The following is a 23,829-nucleotide window of genomic DNA, read 5'->3' as shown; positions in this document are numbered from 1 at the left end:
GAGTTTACTTTAGGATAAAACATTATATTAATGTTAAAATCAAAGTATCTTTTAATTTGTTAATAAATTTAGGTGAACTAATGGCAGAAAAATCTTTACTACAAATGAAAATTAAACTTTTACCTAATATTGCTGGATGTTATTTATTTAAAGATATACATAATAATTTAATTTATGTTGGTAAAGCTAATTCATTAAAAAAACGAGTAACTTCATATTTAAATAAAGCCAGTAATTTTAAAACAATGTTATTAGTTAATGATATTCATGATGTTGAATACATTACGACATCTAATGAAAAAGAGGCTTTAATTTTAGAACAAACATTGATTAAAAAACATCATCCTAAATATAATATTTTGTTAGCAGATGATAAAAAATATCCTTATATTCAAATTACTAATAATCGTGATCCACAATATCGTTATGTACGTAGTGCTACTAAAAAAGAGGGACATTATTATGGACCATTTCCAGATGGTACTGGTGCGCGTGAAATTTTAAAGTTATTGGAACGAATTTTTCCATTACGAAAATGTGCTGGTAATCTTGGTAAACCTTGTTTATATTATCATTTACAGCAATGTTCTGGTGCTTGTTTTAAATCAGTACCTATTACTTATTATGAAGATATGATTAGTAAAATTGATCAATTTTTCAAAGGGAATGTTACTGCTGTTAAAAAAATATTAATTAATAATATGAATATTAGTGTTGAAAACTTACAATTTGAAAATGCTAATCGTATTAAAATTTTGTTATCAAAAATAGATTTATTTTTATCACAACAAGTTGTTGAGTTTCAAGATTATGGAAATCGCGATTTTATTAATTTTTTAATTGAAGATGAAATGGTTGTTTTAATTACTTTATTTTATCGTAATGGTAAATTGCAAGCTAAAGATGAACAAATAGTTCAAAATAATTACTTAGAAATTCAAGATTTAATTCGTAATTATTGTCAACAACTATATAGTAAAAATACATTGCCAAATGAAATATATTTACCATCAAATATTGATTTAAAACAATTAAAATTATTATTTCCACAAATAAAATTTATTAATCCAATTAAAGGAACAAAAGAACATATTTTAACATTGGCAAAAACCAATGCCATTTACGCATGAAATAATTATTTACAAACTAATCAATTTAATGCACCGTTAAATATGATGAAAGTATTATCACAATGATTAAAAATTCCTAATTTAAATCATTTAGAGGTTTTTGATGTTTCTAATCTTCAACAAAGTGCTAGTGTTGGCGGTATGATTGTTTATAAGAATGGTAATCCTAGTTTTAATGATTATCGCAAATTTTTATTAGATCCAAAAATTATTGATGATTATCATCGTTTTTGTGAAATGATTTATCGTAGATATCATCACTTAGTTATTAATAAATTGCCACTTCCTGATTTAATTATTGTTGATGGTGGAAAACCACAAATTAGTGCTACATTAGAACAACTAACACTATTAAACTTAACAATTCCTATTATTGGATTAGTTAAAAATAAAAAACATCAAACTGATAAAATTATAAATGATAAAATGCAAATTATTAATATTCCTAAAACTGATGCTTGTTTTTTATTTTTGAGTAAATTACAAGATCAAGTTCATAATTATGCAATTAAATATCATAAAACAAAACGAAGTCAATCAATGATAAGTAGTGTTTTATCATCAGTACCAGGAATTGGTTTACAATTACAAAATAAAATATTACAGCAATTTCCAACTTGACAATTATTGCAAAATGCTACAAAAACACAACTTTCATCATTAGTTAAATCAAAAGTAATTTTAGAAAAACTATGAAAAGAATTACATAGTTTTGAATAATATATGGGAGCGTACCGAAGATGTCGGTAACTAAAAAGTTTTAAAAATAGCTCCTTTCTTTTTTTACCCTTGAATTAAAAATAAATGACAAAAGACGAGAATAAAAATCTTGTCTTTTTTTTGTAATTGTAAAATTTTAAAATTTTTAAGAACCGTCTTTAACGCTATTATCAACACGTGTTAGAACCTGTTTAGGATCTTTTTTAACTTATTTTTGATTAAATTAATATCATAAATGTTATTTTATAGTTGAAAAATAAATTTTTAATCGATAAGTTGTCAAATGATAAAATCTTTTTAACAAAAAAATGACAAAGAAAATAAAATGTTAATTAACTGTCAGGTTAGAAATAATTATTCCCTTTTTTAGTTTAATTATGTTTAAAAGATTCCAAACAGGTTCTTAGGGAATTAAAACAGTGAACTACAACACAGTTGTTAAAAATAGTAGCTAGCATGTGGACTTGCATGGATAAATAATAAGTGGAGTGATACCTAATAAATTATACTAACCATTAATGGTAATTCTTGGGGTGGGAGCGAATTGGAAACTAGTATATATAGACCTGTTGTAGGGACCTACTATATTAATTCTATTCTTTATTTAACCAACCTTGTTTAACCAACCCTTGCCACTTTCCAGTGAGCAAGGGTTGGTTTTATTTTTTATTTTTTTTGAAAAATTTTTGGGCGAGAAAATAAATTTCAAACTTGTAAAAAAAAATTGAGCGGTTCCGGTTCAATTAAAATATTAATTTGCTAAACGCAAATTAAATAAATATTGAATCGAATGCCTCGATTTCTTTTTAAAATTTCACAATTTATTTTTGAGCCCAGAATTGATGGAATTAATAAAACGAATAGTAGTATTATTAATAATCTAAAAATCAAATTATATATCCTTTATGCTAGGAAGCAACAGGACATATTTAGGAAAGGATTATTATGCAAATAGAATTTAAAAAAGAACAAATTGTTAAAGATAAACCACAATCTATTCTTATTGATTATGTTGAATATAGATTATCACTGCCAAAATGAATGATTAAAAATAATTCTTTTATTGTTGACAACAGTTACACGTATTGAGTTTTTAATTTAGAAAATATTAAAAGAGAATTAAGTGGTAATGAATTAATAAAATTATTAGAACCATATATTAAAGACCAAAAAATAATTGTTAATAAACCAATTGCTCCAAAAGAATATTATCTTAATGATATAAAACTTGAACCATTAACATTTTATGAACAGCATAATAGTTGATTTATGGGTGAAATAACTGATAACAAAACTAAAATTACTAATCCTTGTTTTAAATATAACATTACGTGAGAAGAAAACAGAAAAGGTTTTAAAATAAATAATCCATATAAATATGATGATTTACCAATTAATTATATAGTTACTTCTTATAAGGAACTTTCAACTCATAATGAAAAAGTATTTTTGTTGAACATGTAAACAACATAAATTTGATTATTTATTCTTTAATACTAATGATATAAAAACAAGAAAATATTTTTTAAGAGATAAAAATAGTAAAGCAATTTGTTATGACTGTATTTTAAATATTAGGTTAAGTAGGAGGTATAAATATGGATAAAGAAAAATTAATTAGTTGATTAAATTTAATTTTAGATAGTGATATAGAACAATATAATAAAGAAAAAGACATATATTATTTAAATAAATTAAAAGGTTCAATTGATATTATTAAAATTTTAATTAATAAAATACAATGCAGAGAATTTGATTAATAATGAAATATGACTTAATTATTGGAATTGACCCTGCTGGTATTGGTAATAATGGAATTGTTATATATTCAAATGAAACTAATAATATTATTTTTAATGAAACATTCAATACATTAACTGTTTTATGAACTAAAAATATTTATAAAGAAAAATTTCAATTAATTAAAGAAAAATTTATTAATAAAAAAATATTAGTTATTGTAGAAAATTTCTTTTTAAATTCAAAACAATTATTAACTAATCCATTAGCAACTCCTAAAATTATTGGTTCATTAATGGTATTAGTACAAGATGTTTTCAACTGAGATTATCTAGAAAACTACCCAAAAAATAAAAATAAAATAACAAATTATAAAGGAAATATAAAATTAACAAAACATGAACAAGATGCTTATAAGCATATTCAATATTATTTAAAAAATCATAAAAAAATATTAATTTTTGATAATTATTTAAGGAATTATAAACATGAAAGAAAAAGCAAATTATGTCAAATTAACAGTAAAACTAAGTAATACTATTGAAGCAAAATATTACGAAAAAGGTAATAAAGAATTATATTATAGTGTTAGAGGTCAATGAAATGGATTAAACTATGTTACTTTAATTTTTAATAACCCAAAATTTTATAAACGATGTATTTTATTAAACAAAAATGATGAAATTTTAGTAACTGGTCAAATTTTTAATACTTTAAATATTCCTAAAAATCGTGCATTTTGTTCAATTAATGTTAAATGATTTAAAAAATGAAAAGAGTAAAAAAATGATATTATGAAAAATTTTATTAATAGTACCAATATTAATAACAAGCATAACACTAATAATATTTTTAATATTTATTATTAAAGAATTAAAAAATGAATATAAAGTATTAAAAATATTAAGTGAAATTGCTAATCAAATTAAAAATAAGGAGAAATAATTAATGATAATATTACCTACTTTGTTTGAAAATAAAGATGAAATTGAAATATTATCACCATTTCCAAAAGCAATTCATACAAGTAATGATATTAGAGCAATTATTTTAAGACAATATCCAAATGTTAAATCAAAACACATAATTGTTTCTGACCCAGAAAGTAATGTTGCATTAATAGTTGGTGATAATGATGTTTATCAAGGTTGAATTAAAGTAACAATTAAAAAATTAGAAATTAAAGGAGAATAAAATGGAAACAAATAATTATACTTTAACTAAATTAATTAGAATTGGTATAAGTCCAATTTGTGCAATGATTGGTACAAGTGCTTATTATGGTCAAGTAATTGCAAATCCAGTATTAGGTTCAATTAATAGTTTATTATTTGGTAAAAAATTAGGTTTAGATATATGAAATTTAAACCAAATGCCAAGTGTAAAAACTAAATTAATTAATAGTTCTAAAAAAATATTATTAGGATTAGGAACAATTGGATTAGTAAATTATGCAAAATTTATTAATACAGATATTATTCCTAATCCAACTGAAAGTCCAATAACAACTACAACATCTATTCCTATAACTACAACAACAGAAATTACAACAACAACTACACAAGGTCCACCATGATTACTATTAAATAAACAAGAACATCAGTCATTAATGGATTGAGATACTTATATTTCATTAAATGCTTATGGTATTTCAAATCTTATTAGTGGATTAACTGAATTAATACCTAATAAATTTGAAGCAATAAGAAAGATTTGTAATATGGCTACTGGTGGATGTTTAATATCAAGTGGTGTTGCTATGGGTATAAATAATGATTTTAATAATGCTTATGCAGTACCTACCATTATTGCTGGTGCATGTGAGATTATACATAATCTTTTACCAATGGAAACTACACATCATAATGAAGAAATGCAAGAAACAACATTTACAAATGAAGTTTCAAGATTAATTAATGATAATAGATTTTCAATTAATAGTGAAACAACCAGTCAATATGGTAGTGATAATATGAGCGAAGTACCATTAAATAATGATAATGCTTCATTAACTTGAGATTATAATCACATGAATTTATAAAGGGGGTGAAAAGCAATGAATAAAGAAAAAATAATTGAATATTATAATCAAGAAATACAATCATATAAAGAAAGAATGGAACAATTAAATAAAGAAATATCTGTATTAGTAAAAATTATAAGTAATTCACAATCAATGATTGAAAGAATTAATGGTGGTCAATTTGATGAATAATTAAAAAATAAATAATTGAAAGGAAAATATTGAGATGAAAGAATTTTTACATGAATTAATAATTATTGGAACAAGTGTTGGAACATTAATTTGCAGAGAAATTATTGTTTTATTAAAAAGATTTATTACAACTCCAAAACATGTTAGAGCAAATAACAAAATTATAAAACACCAAAAAAAATTAGAAAAATTAAACGAAAAAATTAATAAAGGAGAAAAATAATATGACAAAAATTGAATTTAATGAAAAATATAGAAAACAAGATATCAGTATTGATAGAGATTTTGATTTACATATTGATAATTGTTTTAAATTTTATGATATTGAAATATTGGAAAATGCTGTTAATGATTATAAAAAACTAATAAGTGAAATGCCACAATTAGTTAAAGATTGATTATTGGGATAAGATTAGGAGAATGTTAAATGTTAGAAAATGAAAATAATGTTCAACAAACAACTGAACCTTTAACTGAAAATAATGCTTCTTCACAAGAAATAGAAAATAAAGTTAATGAAGCAGAAAATAAATTAAATAAACTTAATCAAGAAATTAAAGAAAAAGAAATAATTAATATATTTAAAAAATATCAAGTTAAAAATGAATTTTATGATTATTTAAAATTTAAAACTAATAATTTAGAAAATTCAAAAATTGAAGAAATTATTAAAAAAATGATTAAAGAACAACCAGTATTTAAAGAAACAATTAATACAGGTGGCAAACCACAAACAATAATAACAAATCAACCAAATTCAATAAAAAGTACATTATTGGATTATAAAAATAAAAATAAATTATAAGGAAGGAAAATAAAAAATGGCAGTACCATTCAAACAAAATTTAGATAATACCGAAAAATTAGTAGAAGCACCAGAATTTATAGAATTTTTTAAACAATCAAATAGTCCGTGGGCAAGTTTTTTTCCTATCGAAATGGTTAATTCAACAAGAATTGAATTTATAGTTAAAAAACCAAAAGACCCAAAAGTTAAAGTTCTTCAATGAAATGATAAAAGCAAAGGATTAGATGTTAGTTACGCTGAAACTATTAAAATTTTAAAAGAAATTAAACAAGAAGCCGTTGCTGGCGAAACAATTGCAGCAAAAGATTTATTAGCAGAAAATGGTCAAAATTTATTACAAAGTATGCAATATGAAGTTGCTAATGATTTAGCAGATTATTTAGCTAATAACAATACTAATGTAATTGCAAAATATGCAATTAAATTTATGATTGAAAAATCAACAGAACCAAAAGCACAAGCAATTAAATATGTAGAAGCAATGTTGGGGGCATGAAATACATTATTTCAATATAGAAATATTGCAAATTGTAGATTCTTTATTACTAATTCTCTTTATGATAGTATAGTTTATTTGGCAGATAATAAAGGTTTAATTACTGATAATGAAATTGCACAACAATTAAGATTAAATGGTAATGATTTATATATTAAAGGTGTTTTATGTCAAATTGTAATGGATGACTATATGACTTTTAAAAATGATAAAAATGATGATGAAATTATGTCATTTGTTTTAGCAACACCAAGAGCAATGAAAAGATATATGTTGCAAGATACAATTATTTATGTTCAAGAAGTGGCAGATGGTAAAGTTGGAAGAATGTATTTAGTTGGTGGAGAAGTTACAGGTCAAGCCATACCTTATATTTCTAATAATGAAACAACATCACGTTGAATGGCATGTGGAATTATTAATACTGATAAAACTGATTTAAAAACTAAAATTACAAATTTAACAACTGATATTACTGCAAATGTTAATAACAATAATAGTGAATTAAATACACAAATAAAAAGTACTAATGAACTTAAATCATTAAATCCAAATTTAACAAATCCAACTATTAAATATTTTAGTGATGCACAAGGGAAAACTAATGTAAGTAATCAAAAACAAAAAGCAGGTGATTTGTATATAACTATTACTGCAAATGTTAATGACTTAAATTATAAAGGAACAACAAATCCAATTAAAATAACTCTTAAATAAAGGAAAATAAATGCCATGCCAATCGGTACAACTAGTACAGCAATACTTTTGAACATAAATAAACCCAAACATACTAGAATAAGTAAACAGCAAGAAAATAAAAGTTTTTGATGAGAAATTTTAGAAATGATTGGTGTACAGGTCATAGCAGTAGCACTTGCCCCTTTTACTGGTGGATTAAGTGAAAGTGTAGCCCTTGGATTAGGTGCAAGTGATTTAATTGCTAGTATTAGTGCTGTTGGTGTAGAGTTTTTAACTGATTTTACTATTAATCAAGTTTATGATTATTTAAAAGGAAATGTAACAAAATTAAATACTGTCTTTAATATACTTCCTGCATTTGCTGGACTTAATAAAATTAGTCGTGGTTATCGTACTACTAAATTTATTAAATTAGCAGAAAAAACTAAAACATTAGAACAAGTTGGAATTAAAGAAGCAAAAAACTTACAAGAAATTATAAGTCAAGTAAGTGGAAAAGAAATTTTAACAGATAAAATTATTGGTAATAAACGTTATTTATTTAATTATAGTTTTGCTCCTAATCGTGAAACAATAATCCAAAATTTAGGATATGTTGCTGAAAGACAATATAAAAATAATTTTCAAAAATTAGAAGCACAAGAATTAAAAGATTACTTATTATTACAAAATACATTAATAAAACTAAGTCCACAATTAACTCCTAAATTTAAAATTAAAGATATTGAAAAAGCAAATAACTTTTTAAAATATAATACTGATTTAAAAAAAGTACTATCTATGAACCAACATGATTGATTAAATTTAGTTCATACAATACATTCAGAAAATAGATATGGAAAAACTTTAATTTTAGATTTACAAAAAATTCGTGCTAATGCTATTAAATTTAATTTTAAAAAAAGTTCAATTCATAAGATTGTTTTAAATGCAAATAAAATTTTTAAATATTTGGATATTAGATTTTATTTAAAAAAAGGTTTAAATAAATTTTGAAAAAATACATCATATTTTGAAAAATTACGAGAAAGTATATATAAATTACAAGAAAAATTTGAAAAATTAGAAAAACAAGCATTTGAGAAAATTAATAAATTAAAAGAAAAAGTAACTGATTTATTTACTAGTGCAGAGAAAAAAGCAATTAAACATGCACAATTAATTCCATTAAATTCCCCAGTATTTATGGGTTGTAAAATTCAACCTTTAATGTGCAATTACTATTTATCATCGTAATCCTAAATATAAACCAATTACAGTTGTTGATAGTATTCTTAAAGCAGAAACTTTTGTTACTCAAATACATCCATTCCATTGATATCGTTGATATAGTGGTTGATACATTGTGGATGGGTTACACTTTATTGGACACTAATTACGTAGACAAGTGAACAAATTAGTGAAAAGAAAGGAAGTATAATTATGGCCAATATTAACTCATATTCAGATGAATTTAAAAAACAAATAGTAGCTTTATATCAAAGCGGTAAGTCAGTGTCTTGTCTTGCTAAAGAGTACAATGTTACAAGAGCAGCTACTTATAATTGAATTAAGCAATTTACTAATTCAGGTAGTTTTAAAACTAAAGATAATCGTTCTGTTGAAGAAAATGAATTAATTAAATTAAGAAAAGAATTAAAACAATTAAGAATGGAAAATGATATTTTAAAGCAAGCAGCACTAATAATAGGCAGAAAGTAGAAATTATTGCTAAAAATAAAGTTAAATATAAAATTCGCACAATGTGTCGTTTTTTGAAAATATCTAAATCAACATATTATTTTAACTTAAAGAAAAAAGAAAATAAAATCAAAAATAATATGTATGATGAAGCTGTTATTAGTGCTTTTAAAGAAAATAAAGAAGTTTATGGTACTAGAAGATTAAAAAAAATTTTAGAAAACCAAGAAATTTATTTATCACGCAGAAAAATTAAAGAAATTATGAATAAGCATAATTTAATATCAAAATACACTAAATTATCATTCAAAAATCATCATAATAAAGTCAATAATAGTCAAATAACCAATCTTGTTAATAGAAACTTTAATAATAGGGTTAAAAATGAAGTTATTGTTAGTGATTTAACTTACGTTCAAGTTAATGGTAAATGAAACTATATTTGCCTATTAATAGACCTATTTAACCGCGAAATTATTGGACATAGTGTTGGAGTTAAAAAAGATGCATTACTAGTATATCAAGCATTTATGCAATCAAATCGATGTTTAAAAGATATCCAAATATTTCATAGTGATCGAGGTAATGAATTTAACAATAAAATTATTAATAATCTTTTATTAGCATTCAATATTACTCGATTTTTAAGCAAAAAAGGTTGTCCTTATGATAATGCTGTTGCTGAAGCAACTTTTAAAACTTTCAAAACTGAATTTATTAATGATAAAAATTTTACATCATTAATCCAATTAAAATTAGAATTATTTGATTATATCAATTGATACAACAACATAAGAATCCACAGCACTTTAAACTACTTAACTCCTATCAAATATCAAGAACAAGTGTCTACCAAAAAATAGTCCTAAAAAGTGTTGCCATTCCAATTAAACAAATTTTAAAACATATGATTGGTGATAGAACTTATAATATTGATATATATACAAAAATGGTTAATTTTAAATGCTATCAAATAAATACTGCCATCCAGTTATTATAAATTAAAATTAAAGATTTTAAAAAAACCAAAAATAAAATAAAACTTATTAAAGTAATTATTAATAAGAATTTTTGAATTATAAAAGTAAGTATTATTATTGACTAATATTTTACAAGTGTTAAGATTAACATACAATTGCATATTGAAGTCAAAATTATTCTCGTCTAACTTTATAATTTTAAGACAAATTTGAATATTATTGACAACATCGGTATGCTCCCAAATATTAAAATAAGTAAGCGATAAAATTCTATAATCTTTATAAGAACGTGTTTAGGATCTTTTTTAACTTATTTTTGATTAAATTAATATCATAAATGTTATTTTATAGTTGAAAAATAAATTTTTAATCGATAAGTTGTCAAATGATAAAATCTTTTTAACAAAAAAATGACAAAGAAAATAAAATGTTAATTAACTGTCAGGTTAGAAATAATTATTCCCTTTTTTAGTTTAATTATGTTTAAAAGATTCCAAACAGGTTCTAAGATTATTATATTTATTTTATAACTGTTTTATTAATAATTAAAAATTATTAGATAAATATTTATTTTAAATCTATTATATTAAATTTTGTATAGAAACCTTTAACTTTAAATTATAAAATTGATTTAGTTCTTTTATCGACATTATTTTTAAATAAATAAATATATGATAAAATGAAAATGAAATAAATTGTAGTAAGGAGTTTTTTTCATGGCAAATAAACCAAAAAGCAGTGTTTATAATGAATCATCAATTCAAATTTTAGAAGGTCTAGAAGCAGTTAGAAAAAGACCTGGAATGTATATTGGTTCTACTGATAATCGTGGTCTTCATCATCTAGTTTGAGAAATTGTTGATAATGGTATTGATGAAGCATTAGCTGGCTTTTGTACTAGTATTGTTGTTACTATTAATGTTGATAAGTCAGTTACTGTTGAAGACAATGGTCGTGGTGTTCCAACTGGTATGCATGCTTCAAAAAAAAGTACTCCCGAAGTTATTTATACGGTTTTACATGCTGGTGGAAAATTTGACACTAATAGTTATAAAACCTCGGGTGGTTTACATGGTGTTGGTGCTTCAGTAGTAAATGCTTTAAGTAATTGAATGATTGTTACTATTCATCGTGATAAAAAAATTCATGAAATTAAATTTAAAAATGGTGGTAAGATTGATCAAAGTTTAAAAATGATTGGTAGCACTTATAAAACAGGAACTAGGGTACAATTTTTACCTGATTTTCATCGTGTTTTTCTAGGTTGTGATTGAAATGTTCATTTATTTGAACAACATTTACGTGAAAGTGCTTTTTTAATTAATGATTTAAGTATTCAATTAATTGATAAGAGGACAGGTACTGAAGAAACTTTTCATTATGAAAATGGCTTAGTTGCTTTCATGCAATATTTAAATAAAGATAAAAAAAATTTATCACCAATTGTTAGTTTAAAAGGTAAACAAAATAATATTGACGTTGAAATTGTATTACAATATACTGAAGATTATAGTGAAACGTTAGTAGGGTTTGCTAATAATGTTAAAACTGTTGATGGTGGAAGTCATTTAGTTGGTTTTAAAAGTGGTTTAACGAAAGCTATTAATGAATATGCAAGAAAACAAGAATTATTAAAAGCAAAAGATAAAAATTTAGAAGGTAATGATTTGCGAGAAGGTTTGGTTGCTATTGTTTCGTTGCGTATTCCTGAAAATTTAATTCAATATGAAGGTCAAACAAAAGGTAAATTAGGAACGCCCGAAGCAAGAATTGTTGTTGATAATATTGTTAATGAAAGATTTTCATTTTGACTTCACGAAAATAGTGATGCTGCTAAAAAAATTATTGATAAAGCCATTAAGGCTCGTGATATTCGTAATGCTTTAAGAAAAGAACGCGAATCATTGCGTAATAAAAGTAAAGATACGCAAAAATTTTTAGTAGGTAAATTGGTGCCTGCACAAAGTAAAAATCCTAACATTAATGAATTATTTTTAGTGGAAGGAGATTCCGCTGGTGGCAGTGCCAAGTCAGGTCGTGATCGTAAGTTCCAAGCGATATTACCGTTAAAAGGAAAAGTAATTAATGCCGAAAAAACTAAAGTAATTGATCTTTTTAATAATGAGGAAATTAGTATGATTATTAATGCGATTGGTGCTGGTGTTGGTAACGAATTTAGTATTGAAACTTGTAATTATAATAAAGTCATTATTATGACTGATGCCGATACTGATGGTGCCCATATTCAAATTTTATTACTAACTTTTTTCTATCGTTATATGCGAGATTTAATTACTTCGGGTAATATTTATATTGCATTACCGCCTTTATTTAAAATTTCTTTTAAAGAAGAAGAGCAAGAGAAACATGTATATGTTTGAAATGAGTTAGAATTAAAAGATAAAGTTGAAACAATTAAAGGTAAATATGACCTGCAACGTTATAAAGGTTTAGGAGAAATGAATGCTGAACAATTATGAGAAACAACTATGGATCCAAATGTCCGTCAATTAATTAAAATTACTATTGAGGATGCTCTATCAGCAGAAACAGAAATTCAAATATTAATGGGTGATAAACCAGAAAAAAGACGAAAATGAATTGAAGAAAATATTTCTTTTGAAGATAGTGATTATTAAGAAAAAGGAGTTTATAAGTTATGAATAGTAAAGAAGAGATTCAACAAAATAATGAACAAATTTTATCTTATCCTATTGATGATATTGTTGCAGAACGTTTTGGTCGATATGCCAAATATATTATTTTAGAACGAGCATTGCCCGATGTCCGTGATGGTTTGAAACCAGTTCAACGTCGAATTTTGCATGCTATGAATGATTTGGGTTTAACCAATGATAAAGCATATAAAAAAGCAGCTCGTGTTGTTGGAGAAGTAATTGGTAAATATCATCCTCATGGTGATACAGCGGTTTATGCTGCGATGTGTAGAATGGCACAAGAGTGAAAGGTAGCATGACCATTAGTACAAATGCATGGTAATAAAGGTTCAATTGATGGTGATAATCCTGCTGCGATGCGATATACAGAAGCGCGTTTATCATTAATTTCAGAATTATTATTGAAGGATATTAAGAAAAATACTGTTAGTTTAATTAAAAATTTTGATGAATCAGAAACAGAACCAACAGTTTTACCTGCCTATTTTCCTAATTTATTAGTAAATGGTGCTTCTGGAATTGCTGTTGGAATGGCAACTAATATTCCACCTCATAGTTTACAAGAAGTAATTAATGCAATTGTCATGAGAATTAATAATCCACAATGTAATTTAAGCGAATTAATGCGTGTTATTAAGGGTCCTGACTTTCCAACCGGAGGAATTATTCAAGGTATTAAAGGTATTAAAGAAGCTTATCGTTCTGGTAAAGGGCGAATTGCAATTCGTGCTAAAACTCATATTAATAATGAAGGTGAAATTCCACAAATAATTATTACCGAAATTCCATTTGAAGTTATTAAACAAGATTTGATTAAAAAAATTGATGATGTTAAAACATTAGCAAAAATTCATGGTATTAAAGAAGTACGTGATGAAACGGATCGTTTTGGTTTACGAATAGTTATTGATTTAGTAGAAGATAGTAAACCGCAAGAAATTTTAAATTATTTATTTAAAAATACCAATTTACAAATTTATTATAACTTTAATTTAGTAGCAATCGCTAACAAAAAACCAGTACAAATGAGTTTAATTAATATGTTAGATTTTTATATTAATCATCAAATTGATGTTGTTACTAAGCGTTCACAATATGACTTAGCACAATTAGAACGAAGATTAGAGATTGTTAATGGTTTAGTTATTGCATTAAGTGAAGTTGATAAAGTAATTAAAATTATTAGAACATCAACTGACCGTATGCAAGCAAAATTAAATTTAATATCAGCTTTTAATTTTACTGATATTCAAGCAGAAGCAATTGTACAATTGCGTTTGTATCGTTTAACTGCTACTGATATTCAATCATTAGTTTTAGAAAAAGCAGATATTGAAAGTAAAATTATTGTTTTACAAGAAATTCTTAATAATGAAAATTCACTACGTCAAGTTATTATTACTGAGTTAGAACAAATTAATTCTCATTTTTCTGGACTAAGAAAATCACAAATTCAAGGTGAAATTTCTGAAATTACAATTGATGAAAAAGCAACATTGCGACAAGAAAATGTATTTGTTAGTATTAGTTATGATGGTTGAATTAAGGTAATAAGTAGTAAAGTATTTTTACAAAATCTTGATTATCAAGATTTTGGACGTAAGCCAAATGATGTTATTATTGGTGGAGCAATGTTCAATAATTTTAATAATTTATTATTTTTTACAAATAAAGGTAATTATTTTTTAATACCAATTTTTAAATTAGAAGAAAATAAATGAAAAGATAATGGTATTCATGTTAATACGTTATGTAAACTTGAAGGAAATGAAAAAATTATTAGTGTTGCGCAAGTTAATAGTTTTGAACAGCCAAATGTAAATATAGTAGTCGCTACTAGATATGGTTTAATTAAAAGAATGCCACTTTTAGAGTTAGCAACTACTAGATTTAATAAAACCGCCAAATATGTTAAGTTAAAAGAGAACGATAGTGTTATTAGTGTTAATAGTACTACCGGTCATGATTTTATTGTTATTAGTACTCGCAAGGGTATGACTTTAAAATATTTAGAAACGAAAGTTCCATTATTAACTAAAACTGCAACAGGTGTTAAAGCTTTGAAAATTAATTCTGAAGAAGATGAAGTGGTAGGAATGGCTTGTGGTAATAGTAATGATATTTATGCAATGTTAACATCAGTTGGAACAATTAAACGAATGTTATTCAATACTATTGAACAAACTTCACGAACAACAAAAGGTAATAAAGTAATAAAAGTTCCTAAAAGTAAAAGTATTAGTATTATTAAAACCTTCTTATCACCAGCAACATCTTTTATTAATATATTAACGAAAAAAGAAAAATGATTAGTGATTAAAGCAAGTGACATTAATCTTAGCAAGGTAAATGAAGGAACTGGCAAAGTAGTTGCTGATGATATTATTGCTGGTGGTAATAATTTAGTGATTGATTTAAAAACTGATGTTATTGATACTGATATATCATCAATATCAGAAAATTTTAATACAAAAGAAAGCAAATGGTATTTAAAATAAACTTTTTTATTGAAAATTATGAACTTTTTTAAAGAATTAGTTTTTTGAATTTCATAATATAAATTTAAATAATAATTTTAGTTAAGAGTGAATAGGATAGGACTTATATCAATGCTATAATTATTATAGTAGTGATTTAAGGAGGAAGTATAGATGACAAATAATATTATTAAATATCAATCTCTAATTAATGGTGAGTTGTATGAAAATGGTAATTGAATATCAGTTATCAACCCCACTACTAATAAAATAGTAGGCCAAGTTCCTGCCTTAACTAAAGTTGAAATTAAAAAAGTATATGAATCTGCAAAATTTGCTCAAAAAAATTGAGAACAAATGCCTATTTTAAAAAGAATTTCTTTTTTAAATTCTTGAAAACAATTAATTATTCGCGATAAATTAATACTTGCTGAATTAATGACCAATGAAATTGCTAAAGGCACAAAAGCGGCTTGCAGTGAAATTAATAGAACAGTTGAATATATTGAATATACTTTACAAGAAGCATTACGTCTTCATCCTGAATCTTATACAGGTGATAGTTGAGGAAGTATGAACAAATTAGCTATTTTTCAATACGTACCAAAAGGAATTGTTCTTGCTATTTCTCCTTTTAATTATCCGATAAATTTATCAGTCTCTAAAATATTTCCAGCACTTGTGACCGGTAATAGTGTTGTTTTTAAACCCGCAACACAAGGATCATTGGCGGGATTACACTTAGCTAAATTAGCCAAAGAAGCTAACATTCCTAATGGTGTTTTTAATTCTATAAGTGGTAAAGGTAGTGAAATTGGTGATAGTTTAGTTGAAAATGAAGCAATTAATGTTATTTCTTTTACTGGTAGTGCTGTTGTTGGTAATCGTATTTCACAGAAATCTTTAAAAGCTGATTTGATTTTAGAATTAGGAGGTAAAGATCCAGCAATAGTGCTTAATGATGCTGATCTTGAAGATACAGCAACCAAAATTATTAAAGGTGCATTTAGTTATTCAGGACAACGATGTACTGCTATTAAGAGAGTGTTAGTGCAAAGAACAATTAGTAGCAAATTAATTCCAATTTTAAAAGAAAAAGTTGAAAAATTAACTGTTGGTTTGCCCACAGATGATTGTGATATTACTCCTGTTATTGATCAACCAACAGTTGATAATGCTAAAAAATTAATTAAAGATGCTTTAGATAAAGGAGCCAATTGTTTAATTGGTAATAAATTTAAAGAAAATTTAATGTGACCAACTATTATTACTGACGTAACAACAAAAATGAATTTAGCATGAGAAGAACCTTTTGCACCATTGTTGCCGATTATTATTTTTGATGAAGTAAAAGAAGCAATTAATATTGCAAATGATTCACAATATGGTTTACAAGCTTCTGTTTTTACTACTAATATTAATAGTGCAATGAGTATTGCTAAATTATTAGAAGTTGGAAGTGTTAATATTAACGATCAGTCACAACGTGGTCCCGATCACTTTTCTTTTGTTGGTGTTAAGGATTCAGGTCTTGGCGTACAAGGTATTCGTCCTTCGTTACTTGCTTTTACTAGACCAAAAGGTATTGTTATTAATTGAAAAACAAAAATTTAAAAGAAAAAATAAAACTTATTTTTTTATTAAAATAGTGGTAAGATAAAAATGTAATAAATTTTTGTCCTTGTTAATTAGATTTTTATTTTTTTAACATTCTTATATAAAAAGCATAATAAAAATATTACATATCATTGTAACTTTTATTTTAAAAAGTAAGTTATTAAAATAGTGCCGAGGATAAAGTACTGTTACATGAAATGCAAAAAATATGGAGGTAAATATGGCAAAACGAAAAATTGTACTTGTTGGATGTGGAGCTGTTGGTAGTAGTTTTATTTACAGTGCCATTAATCAAGGTTTAGCCCAAGAATATGTATTAATTGATGCTTTTGAAGGTATAGCTGAAGGTAATGCAATTGATTTTGCTGATTGTCAAGCAGCTTTAGATCATCCTTTTATTTCAATTAAGGCTGGAAATTACAGCGATTGTAAAGATGCTGATATTATTGTTATTACTGCTGGAAGACCACAAAAAGATGGTGAAACAAGATTAAATATGGTAGCAGATAATGTCAAAATTATGAAGAGCATTGCTTTAGAAATTAAAAAATCAGGATTTAAAGGTGTTACTATTATTGCATCTAATCCTGTTGATATAATGACAACTGTTTATCAAAAAATTACACAATTTGATTATCATCAAGTATTAGGTTCTGGTACGATTTTAGATACCTTACGTTTACAATATTTAATTGGAGAAAAAATTGCAGTTAATCCAAAGTCAGTTGCTGCTTATGTAATTGGTGAACACGGTGATTCTTCAATGATTCCTTGAAGTTCGGTTTCGGTAGGTAATAAAACTATTTATCAACAAATTACTGAAGGTAGAATTAAAGAAAAAGATTTAGAAGAATTAAGAAAAGAAGTAGCACAAAGAGCTTATAAAATTATTAAATTAAAACGTGCAACTTTTTATGGTATTGGTGCAGCATTGGCATTATTAGTAAGAAATATCCTTGAAGGACAAAATCACGTTTTAGTAGCGGGTGCTTATTTACAAGGAGAATATGGACAGCAAGGTTTTTATATTGGTGTACCAACAATACTTTACGAAAAAGGTTGAAAAAGAGTAGTTCAGTTACCATTAACGAAAGAAGAGCAAACGGCATTTGATAAATCTTGTGCAATTATTAAAGAAACTTTAGAAACAGCTTTTGCTGCTATTAAATAAAAGATAGGAGTAGTTTATTCGTGAATACAAGTGTAGAAAATATGAATAATGAAGAAACATTAACAAGTATTGAAACTTATATTGCTGTTTATAAGTATGCATTAAAGAAAGCACAAAGTCCGTTATTAAAAACTTTTTTAATGGGTATTGCGGTCGGACTTTTTGTTGGTATTGCTTATATTGCGGCTATTTTTGGTAGTAGAGGATTAAGTGATAATGGTATTAAAAATTTAACATTTGGTTTTATTTTTACTTTAGCAATTACTATGATTGTCTTTATGGGTGGTGAACTTTTTACTTCTAATTCCATGATATTTATGCCATTAATAAAAAAACAAGTTAAGTTAACAAGAATGTTAATTAACTTACTAGTAGTATTAATTGGTAATTTTATAGGTTGTTTTATTCTTTCATTATTTACATGATGAGCAGGATTTTTTGATAATCAAGCTTTTTTGGATAATGCTGTTAGTATTTTTAATCATAAATTAGTAATGTCTTGATGAAAAGCCTTTTTTAGTGGTATATTATGTAATTTTTAGTAGCAGGAAGTGTTTATATTTCTCATGCTACTAGTTCATCTACTGCTAAATTTTTATTAATAGGATTAGTAATTATGGTTTTTGCCTTATCTGGTTTTTCTCACTTTGTAGCAAATTCTTATGTTTGAGGATTAGGACCTTTGTTTAATATTTATGGAATTCATAGTCGATTTAATGACTTTTTACAATTTGGTTATCAAGTACAACTTCCAACCTTATTTGGTAATTTTATTGGTGGTGGTATTTTATTACCTGGTATGTATTATTTAATCTTTAGAAAAGAATTACCAAAAATAACATTATAAATATATTATTAGTTTAATATAAAAATAAATCCATTACTTAAAATTAAAGTAATGGATTTATTAATTTTATGAAAATAAATTAATTGTAAATAGAAGTTATTTGATAAGTATATTTTAAAATTTGTCGAATTAAAGATTTTAAAAAGGAGAATGGTTTTGATAAAAAATATTTTTTAGAAAATAGATTAGAATACCATGAATATTAATTTTTGGGCGGTTGTCAAAGTTACGAAATAATTTATTATCATATTAGTAACTTATTTCCAAAATTACCATTTAAAAATGATGATAGACAAATTAAATTCTCTTTTACCCTTAAATTTAAATTTATATTCGACGTATTTTAAAAAATATAGATTTTATAAGATAAAATAAAAATTATTCTCAAAGGAAAAAGACAAGAAATAATCTTGTCTTTTTTTGTAATTGTAAAATTTTAAAATTTTTAATAACCGTCTTTAACGCTATTATCAACACGTGTTAAGGAACTAAAACAGTGAACTACAACACAGTTGTTAAAAATAGTAGCTAGTATGTGGACTTGCATGAATAAATAAAAAGTGGATGATGCCTAATAAATTATACTAACCAGTAATGGTAATTCTTGGGGTGGGAGCGAATTGGAAATGGAATGGCAACACTTTTTAGGACTATTTTTTGGTAGACACTTGTTCTTGATATTTGATAGGAGTTAAGTAGTTTAAAGTGCTGTGGATTCTTATGTTGTTGTATCAATTGATATAATCAAATAATTCTAATTTTAATTGGATTAATGATGTAAAATTTTTATCATTAATAAATTCTGTTTTGAAAGTTTTAAAAGTTGCTTCAGCAACAGCATTATCATAAGGACAACCTTTTTTGCTTAAAGATCGAGTAATATTGAATGCTAATAAAAGATTATTAATAATTTTATTGTTAAATTCATTACCTCGATCACTATGAAATATTTGGATATCTTTTAAACAGCGATTTGATTGCATAAATGCTTGATATACTAGTAATGCATCTTTTTTAACTCCAACACTATGTCCAATAATTTCGCGGTTAAATAGGTCTATTAATAGGCAAATATAGTTTCATTTACCATTAACTTGAACGTAAGTTAAATCACTAACAATAACTTCATTTTTAACCCTATTATTAAAGTTTCTATTAACAAGATTGGTTATTTGACTATTATTGACTTTATTATGATGATTTTTGAATGATAATTTAGTGTATTTTGATATTAAATTATGCTTATTCATAATTTCTTTAATTTTTCTGCGTGATAAATAAATTTCTTGGTTTTCTAAAATTTTTTTAATCTTCTAGTACCATAAACTTCTTTATTTTCTTTAAAAGCACTAATAACAGCTTCATCATACATATTATTTTTGATTTTATTTTCTTTTTTCTTTAAGTTAAAATAATATGTTGATTTAGATATTTTCAAAAAACGACACATTGTGCGAATTTTATATTTAACTTTATTTTTAGCAATAATTTCTACTTTCTGCCTATTATTAGTGCTGCTTGCTTTAAAATATCATTTTCCATTCTTAATTGTTTTAATTCTTTTCTTAATTTAATTAATTCATTTTCTTCAACAGAACGATTATCTTTAGTTTTAAAACTACCTGAATTAGTAAATTGCTTAATTCAATTATAAGTAGCTGCTCTTGTAACATTGTACTCTTTAGCAAGACAAGACACTGACTTACCGCTTTGATATAAAGCTACTATTTGTTTTTTAAATTCATCTGAATATGAGTTAATATTGGCCATAATTATACTTCCTTTCTTTTCACTAATTTGTTCACTTGTCTACGTAATTAGTGTCCAATAAAGTGTAACCCATCCAGCCTCCAGCAATTATAAGACCAACAAGAACAGCAATTGGTGTTAAAAAAACTGCTGAATTTGTTAAAGAACATTGTCAAAAATTTTATGAAAATATTGAACAAGCAAAAAATATTATTTGTGGTGATAGTGCAGGATGAATTAAAGAAATTGCTGATTATTTAGGTGCCCAGTTTGTTTTAGATAAATTTCATTTAATTAGAACATTATATCTTGGAATAATGGCTGGCAATAAAGGAAAATATTTAAAAGAATATAATCACTGTAAAAATTTAATTAATAATGGGCAATACGAACAATTAATTGATTTTTTATATAAAGAATTAGATAATCATAAAAAATTAAAGAAAAAATATTTTAAAAATAATAAACAAGGTATTGAAAATCAAAGTGCAAAGTGAAATATTGGTTGCTTTACAGAAACTAATATTTGACATGTTTTAAAAGAAATGCTTGGTAATAGAACATATAATATTTTAATTTATATTAAAATGGTTATTTTTAAATGTAATAAGACAAATTTAGAAACATAGTTTTAATGAATATAGTAATTATTGATTATTTCACAATTTGCAATAAAGTCTCAAAAATTTTTATTTTTTATTTTTAAATAAATTATTCATAAAATTAATAATATAGTTATAAATATTAAAATTGGTACTAAAATCTCGCAAAAAATAATTCCAATTTTAAATTGTAATAAAGAATAATGATAATAATTATGAACAGTATAATAGTTTCCAAAATTTTTAAGAGAAATATTATTATTACTTAGAATATAATATAAACTATATTTACTTCATAATATAAAACCATTATATTTAAATATTTTTTTTAAAATTTTATGTAAAGAAATATCTTTCGAGATTACTACTTCTTTTCCATGAAATAAACCTATTAATCACAATCCTATAATTAAAGTTAAAATAGTTAAAATAAATAATGATACAGTTATTAACTGTAATTTTTTCAGTTTTTTAATTGTCATCTTTAAATTCTCCTTAATTTTATTCCATAAGTTTGGCACTTACTAAATTTAATTATAAGTATTTTAGTTGCATTTAATTTAAAAAAATTATATTATTTAAATACAATTTCATAAAAATCCAAATTATTTCTTGTCTGAAATATAATAAGACTGTGTATGAAGTAATTTATTCCGGATTTTTGACAATCTCCCTTAATTTTTTATTGCATTTATTTTTTTTGAAAATTAAAATGTAATTAACTTCTTAAATTTAAGAAGTTAATGGGGAAAAAAGGGGGTTTTCATCATGAAAGCATTATTAAAAACATTAAGTGTTTTAACACTTGCAACAACTGTTAGCAGTTTAAGTATTATTTTAAATACTAATAATATAGGTACGAATGCTAATCAGTTACAAGATTTAAAATGTAATCTTCAACAAAATAAAGATGATATTTCTTTAATTAATTTGAATAAAAAAGGTAAATTTTATTTTTTTAATAATAATCTTGGTTTAGTGATTAATGGAAATCAATTATGATTTTTAGATAAAGATAAGAAGTTTCAAGAAATTTCTAATCCTGATCATATAAGATTCACTGAATTCACTAATGGTCAAGGAGGAAATTACGGAATTTTAACAGAAAAATCTACCAAAAACCTGTATTTATTAACTTCTAATGATGTTTTAACTTCATTAAAAATAGAAATATTTAAAGAATTTAATCTTTATGGCAAAGTAACAGCAATTAGTAATACAAAATTTTTAATTGAAACAAAAATTTTAAATCACACTATACTTACTCTTGGAGAAATAAAAGATCAAAAATTAATGCCATTAAAATTTGTTTCTTTGTTTCATGCAATAAAAGAAATTAACTATATTCGTGATGATGAAGTTATTATTAAGTCAGATAATGGAGACTATAGTCTTTTAATAAGTAATTCCAATTTTACTATTAATAAATTATCGTGAACAGCAAAATATTTTTTTAAAACTAATAGGGAAGTTTGAGTAATTAAAGATGATAATAATCAAGTATTAATTTATGATTATGTAAGTAATACATATTCTGAATTAGATCTTTATGGAATTGATATTATTAGATTAAATAGTAAAACATATATTTTAAAATCAGATAGTAAAAATATTCAAATTATTGATTCATCAGGTCAAGTCATTAAAGGAAAATATAATTTTGAAATTTCTGATGATTATGATTTATTGAATATTAATAGTCAATTATTACTTTTATTTGATCGACAAAAAAAATGACAGTTAGAATAATTGAGAGAAATCTTAATTCTGAAAATGAATTAGTTGTATTAAAAACAATTAATTTAACTAATGAAATAAGTGAAATAAAATTATTAAATAATCAAGAAAATAAGGGTAAATCTTCAACTAATTTTTTCGTTAAAACATTAAATAATACAAATTATGTTCTTAATATTGATGCAAATATAAACAAAATTGAGAATTTAGAAGTTAATACTAAAAGTATTCCTGATGGAATGAATGGCGAAATTAATAGATATAATAAAACAGTTAGTATTTTTACACAGTATAAAACTGATGACTTATATTGATATCAAGTGTTTTAAATAATATTATTTAAATAATTACCTAGTTACTGATATTTTTTATTTTTAATATTAGTAACATTTTTTCATATAAGGAAGTTTAAAAATAATTCCTTTATTTAATTGAACTAACTATTTAATTATGCAATAATATTGTATTGTATATAACTCAATT

The 23,829-nt window shown here is 24.3% G+C and carries 24 protein-coding genes and 2 pseudogenes; 24 read left to right on the top strand and 2 right to left on the bottom strand.

All coding sequences use genetic code 4. The annotated features are described in order from the left end of the window. The first annotated feature begins 80 nt into the window (after positions 1 to 80). The 21 genes and pseudogenes from uvrC (at position 81) to ACXUB0_RS04225 (ending at position 19,258) form a co-directional block, all read left to right on the top strand. The gene (gene uvrC / locus ACXUB0_RS04325) at positions 81 to 1,850 is read left to right on the top strand and encodes an excinuclease ABC subunit UvrC (protein WP_458257874.1); all 1,770 of its coding nucleotides are present in this window, start codon (positions 81 to 83) and stop codon (positions 1,848 to 1,850) included. Between the two features lie 945 nt (positions 1,851 to 2,795). After that, on the top strand, positions 2,796 to 3,314 hold the full coding sequence (locus ACXUB0_RS04320) for a hypothetical protein (protein ID WP_458257873.1): 519 nt from the start codon (positions 2,796 to 2,798) through the stop codon (positions 3,312 to 3,314). Between the two features lie 134 nt (positions 3,315 to 3,448). Further along, the gene (locus tag ACXUB0_RS04315; RefSeq protein ID WP_338960339.1) at positions 3,449 to 3,610 is read left to right on the top strand and encodes a hypothetical protein; all 162 of its coding nucleotides are present in this window, start codon (positions 3,449 to 3,451) and stop codon (positions 3,608 to 3,610) included. Positions 3,611 to 3,612: 2 nt separating this feature from the next. After that, entirely contained in the window at positions 3,613 to 4,125 is a 513-nt protein-coding gene (locus ACXUB0_RS04310; protein WP_458257872.1) for a hypothetical protein, read from the top strand. Next, positions 4,079 to 4,372, top strand: a complete 294-nt coding sequence (locus tag ACXUB0_RS04305; RefSeq protein ID WP_458257366.1) for a hypothetical protein — start codon at positions 4,079 to 4,081, stop codon at positions 4,370 to 4,372. The genes ACXUB0_RS04310 and ACXUB0_RS04305 overlap by 47 nt, the downstream gene beginning before the upstream one ends. A gap of 4 nt (positions 4,373 to 4,376) precedes the next feature. Next, positions 4,377 to 4,535 (top strand): hypothetical protein, encoded by a 159-nt coding sequence (locus tag ACXUB0_RS04300; protein ID WP_174480107.1) that lies wholly within the window; start codon positions 4,377 to 4,379, stop codon positions 4,533 to 4,535. A 3-nt stretch (positions 4,536 to 4,538) separates the two neighbouring features. Then, a complete protein-coding gene (locus ACXUB0_RS04295; protein WP_338973415.1) occupies positions 4,539 to 4,784 on the top strand; it encodes a hypothetical protein in 246 nt (81 codons plus the stop codon). Between the two features lies 1 nt (position 4,785). Beyond that, positions 4,786 to 5,631: a hypothetical protein gene (locus ACXUB0_RS04290; RefSeq protein ID WP_458257871.1), complete on the top strand. Its 846-nt coding sequence runs from the start codon at positions 4,786 to 4,788 to the stop codon at positions 5,629 to 5,631. A 15-nt stretch (positions 5,632 to 5,646) separates the two neighbouring features. Further along, entirely contained in the window at positions 5,647 to 5,805 is a 159-nt protein-coding gene (locus ACXUB0_RS04285; RefSeq protein WP_458257360.1) for a hypothetical protein, read from the top strand. 34 nt (positions 5,806 to 5,839) lie between these two features. Next, a complete protein-coding gene (locus tag ACXUB0_RS04280; protein ID WP_338987613.1) occupies positions 5,840 to 6,028 on the top strand; it encodes a hypothetical protein in 189 nt (62 codons plus the stop codon). A gap of 1 nt (position 6,029) precedes the next feature. Next, positions 6,030 to 6,215 carry a hypothetical protein gene (locus tag ACXUB0_RS04275; protein ID WP_458257870.1) on the top strand — a complete coding sequence of 62 codons (186 nt, stop codon included), beginning with the start codon at positions 6,030 to 6,032 and terminating at the stop codon, positions 6,213 to 6,215. Between the two features lie 17 nt (positions 6,216 to 6,232). Beyond that, a complete protein-coding gene (locus ACXUB0_RS04270; RefSeq protein WP_338987194.1) occupies positions 6,233 to 6,610 on the top strand; it encodes a hypothetical protein in 378 nt (125 codons plus the stop codon). Positions 6,611 to 6,626: 16 nt separating this feature from the next. After that, the gene (locus tag ACXUB0_RS04265) at positions 6,627 to 7,826 is read left to right on the top strand and encodes a hypothetical protein (protein WP_458257869.1); all 1,200 of its coding nucleotides are present in this window, start codon (positions 6,627 to 6,629) and stop codon (positions 7,824 to 7,826) included. Between the two features lie 15 nt (positions 7,827 to 7,841). Then, complete coding sequence (locus ACXUB0_RS04260) at positions 7,842 to 9,044, top strand: hypothetical protein (RefSeq protein WP_458257868.1); 1,203 nt, start codon at positions 7,842 to 7,844, stop codon at positions 9,042 to 9,044. A gap of 186 nt (positions 9,045 to 9,230) precedes the next feature. After that, a protein-coding gene (locus tag ACXUB0_RS04255; RefSeq protein WP_458257867.1) for an IS3 family transposase occupies positions 9,231 to 10,351 on the top strand; the annotation gives its coding sequence in 2 pieces (ribosomal slippage) (positions 9,231 to 9,507 and positions 9,507 to 10,351; 1,122 coding nt in all). Next, entirely contained in the window at positions 10,267 to 10,488 is a 222-nt protein-coding gene (locus tag ACXUB0_RS04250) for a hypothetical protein (protein ID WP_458257866.1), read from the top strand. Before ACXUB0_RS04255 ends, ACXUB0_RS04250 begins: the two co-directional genes overlap by 85 nt. Positions 10,489 to 11,184: 696 nt before the next feature. Beyond that, on the top strand, positions 11,185 to 13,107 hold the full coding sequence (parE, locus tag ACXUB0_RS04245; protein WP_458257865.1) for a DNA topoisomerase IV subunit B: 1,923 nt from the start codon (positions 11,185 to 11,187) through the stop codon (positions 13,105 to 13,107). A 20-nt stretch (positions 13,108 to 13,127) separates the two neighbouring features. Next, positions 13,128 to 15,644 (top strand): DNA topoisomerase IV subunit A, encoded by a 2,517-nt coding sequence (gene parC, locus ACXUB0_RS04240; protein WP_458257864.1) that lies wholly within the window; start codon positions 13,128 to 13,130, stop codon positions 15,642 to 15,644. Between the two features lie 153 nt (positions 15,645 to 15,797). Further along, positions 15,798 to 17,237, top strand: coding sequence for an NADP-dependent glyceraldehyde-3-phosphate dehydrogenase (locus ACXUB0_RS04235; protein ID WP_458257863.1), 1,440 nt, complete (start codon positions 15,798 to 15,800; stop codon positions 17,235 to 17,237). 223 nt (positions 17,238 to 17,460) lie between these two features. Beyond that, complete coding sequence (locus ACXUB0_RS04230) at positions 17,461 to 18,411, top strand: L-lactate dehydrogenase (RefSeq protein WP_458257862.1); 951 nt, start codon at positions 17,461 to 17,463, stop codon at positions 18,409 to 18,411. 41 nt (positions 18,412 to 18,452) lie between these two features. Next, positions 18,453 to 19,258, top strand: a pseudogene (locus ACXUB0_RS04225) (formate/nitrite transporter family protein). 650 nt (positions 19,259 to 19,908) lie between these two features. Here ACXUB0_RS04225 and ACXUB0_RS04220 read toward each other — a convergent pair. Next, positions 19,909 to 21,028, bottom strand: a pseudogene (locus ACXUB0_RS04220) (IS3 family transposase). Between the two features lie 296 nt (positions 21,029 to 21,324). Between ACXUB0_RS04220 and ACXUB0_RS04215 the strand changes: the two are divergent. Then, on the top strand, positions 21,325 to 21,636 hold the full coding sequence (locus ACXUB0_RS04215) for a hypothetical protein (RefSeq protein WP_458257861.1): 312 nt from the start codon (positions 21,325 to 21,327) through the stop codon (positions 21,634 to 21,636). A 2-nt stretch (positions 21,637 to 21,638) separates the two neighbouring features. Here ACXUB0_RS04215 and ACXUB0_RS04210 read toward each other — a convergent pair whose 3' ends face one another. Continuing rightward, entirely contained in the window at positions 21,639 to 22,091 is a 453-nt protein-coding gene (locus ACXUB0_RS04210) for a hypothetical protein (protein WP_458257860.1), read from the bottom strand. Positions 22,092 to 22,377: 286 nt separating this feature from the next. Here ACXUB0_RS04210 and ACXUB0_RS04205 point away from each other — a divergent pair, with 286 nt between their 5' ends. Both ACXUB0_RS04205 and ACXUB0_RS04200 read left to right on the top strand, forming a co-directional pair. Further along, on the top strand, positions 22,378 to 23,358 hold the full coding sequence (locus tag ACXUB0_RS04205) for a hypothetical protein (RefSeq protein ID WP_458257859.1): 981 nt from the start codon (positions 22,378 to 22,380) through the stop codon (positions 23,356 to 23,358). Beyond that, positions 23,343 to 23,675 (top strand): hypothetical protein, encoded by a 333-nt coding sequence (locus tag ACXUB0_RS04200; protein ID WP_458257858.1) that lies wholly within the window; start codon positions 23,343 to 23,345, stop codon positions 23,673 to 23,675. The genes ACXUB0_RS04205 and ACXUB0_RS04200 overlap by 16 nt, the downstream gene beginning before the upstream one ends. Positions 23,676 to 23,829: the final 154 nt, after the last annotated feature.

The sequence above is a fragment of the Spiroplasma endosymbiont of Dactylopius coccus genome, assembly GCF_977110965.1.
The sequence above is the reverse complement of the archived record's forward strand: the minus strand, read 5'-3'. Positions and strand labels throughout refer to the sequence as shown.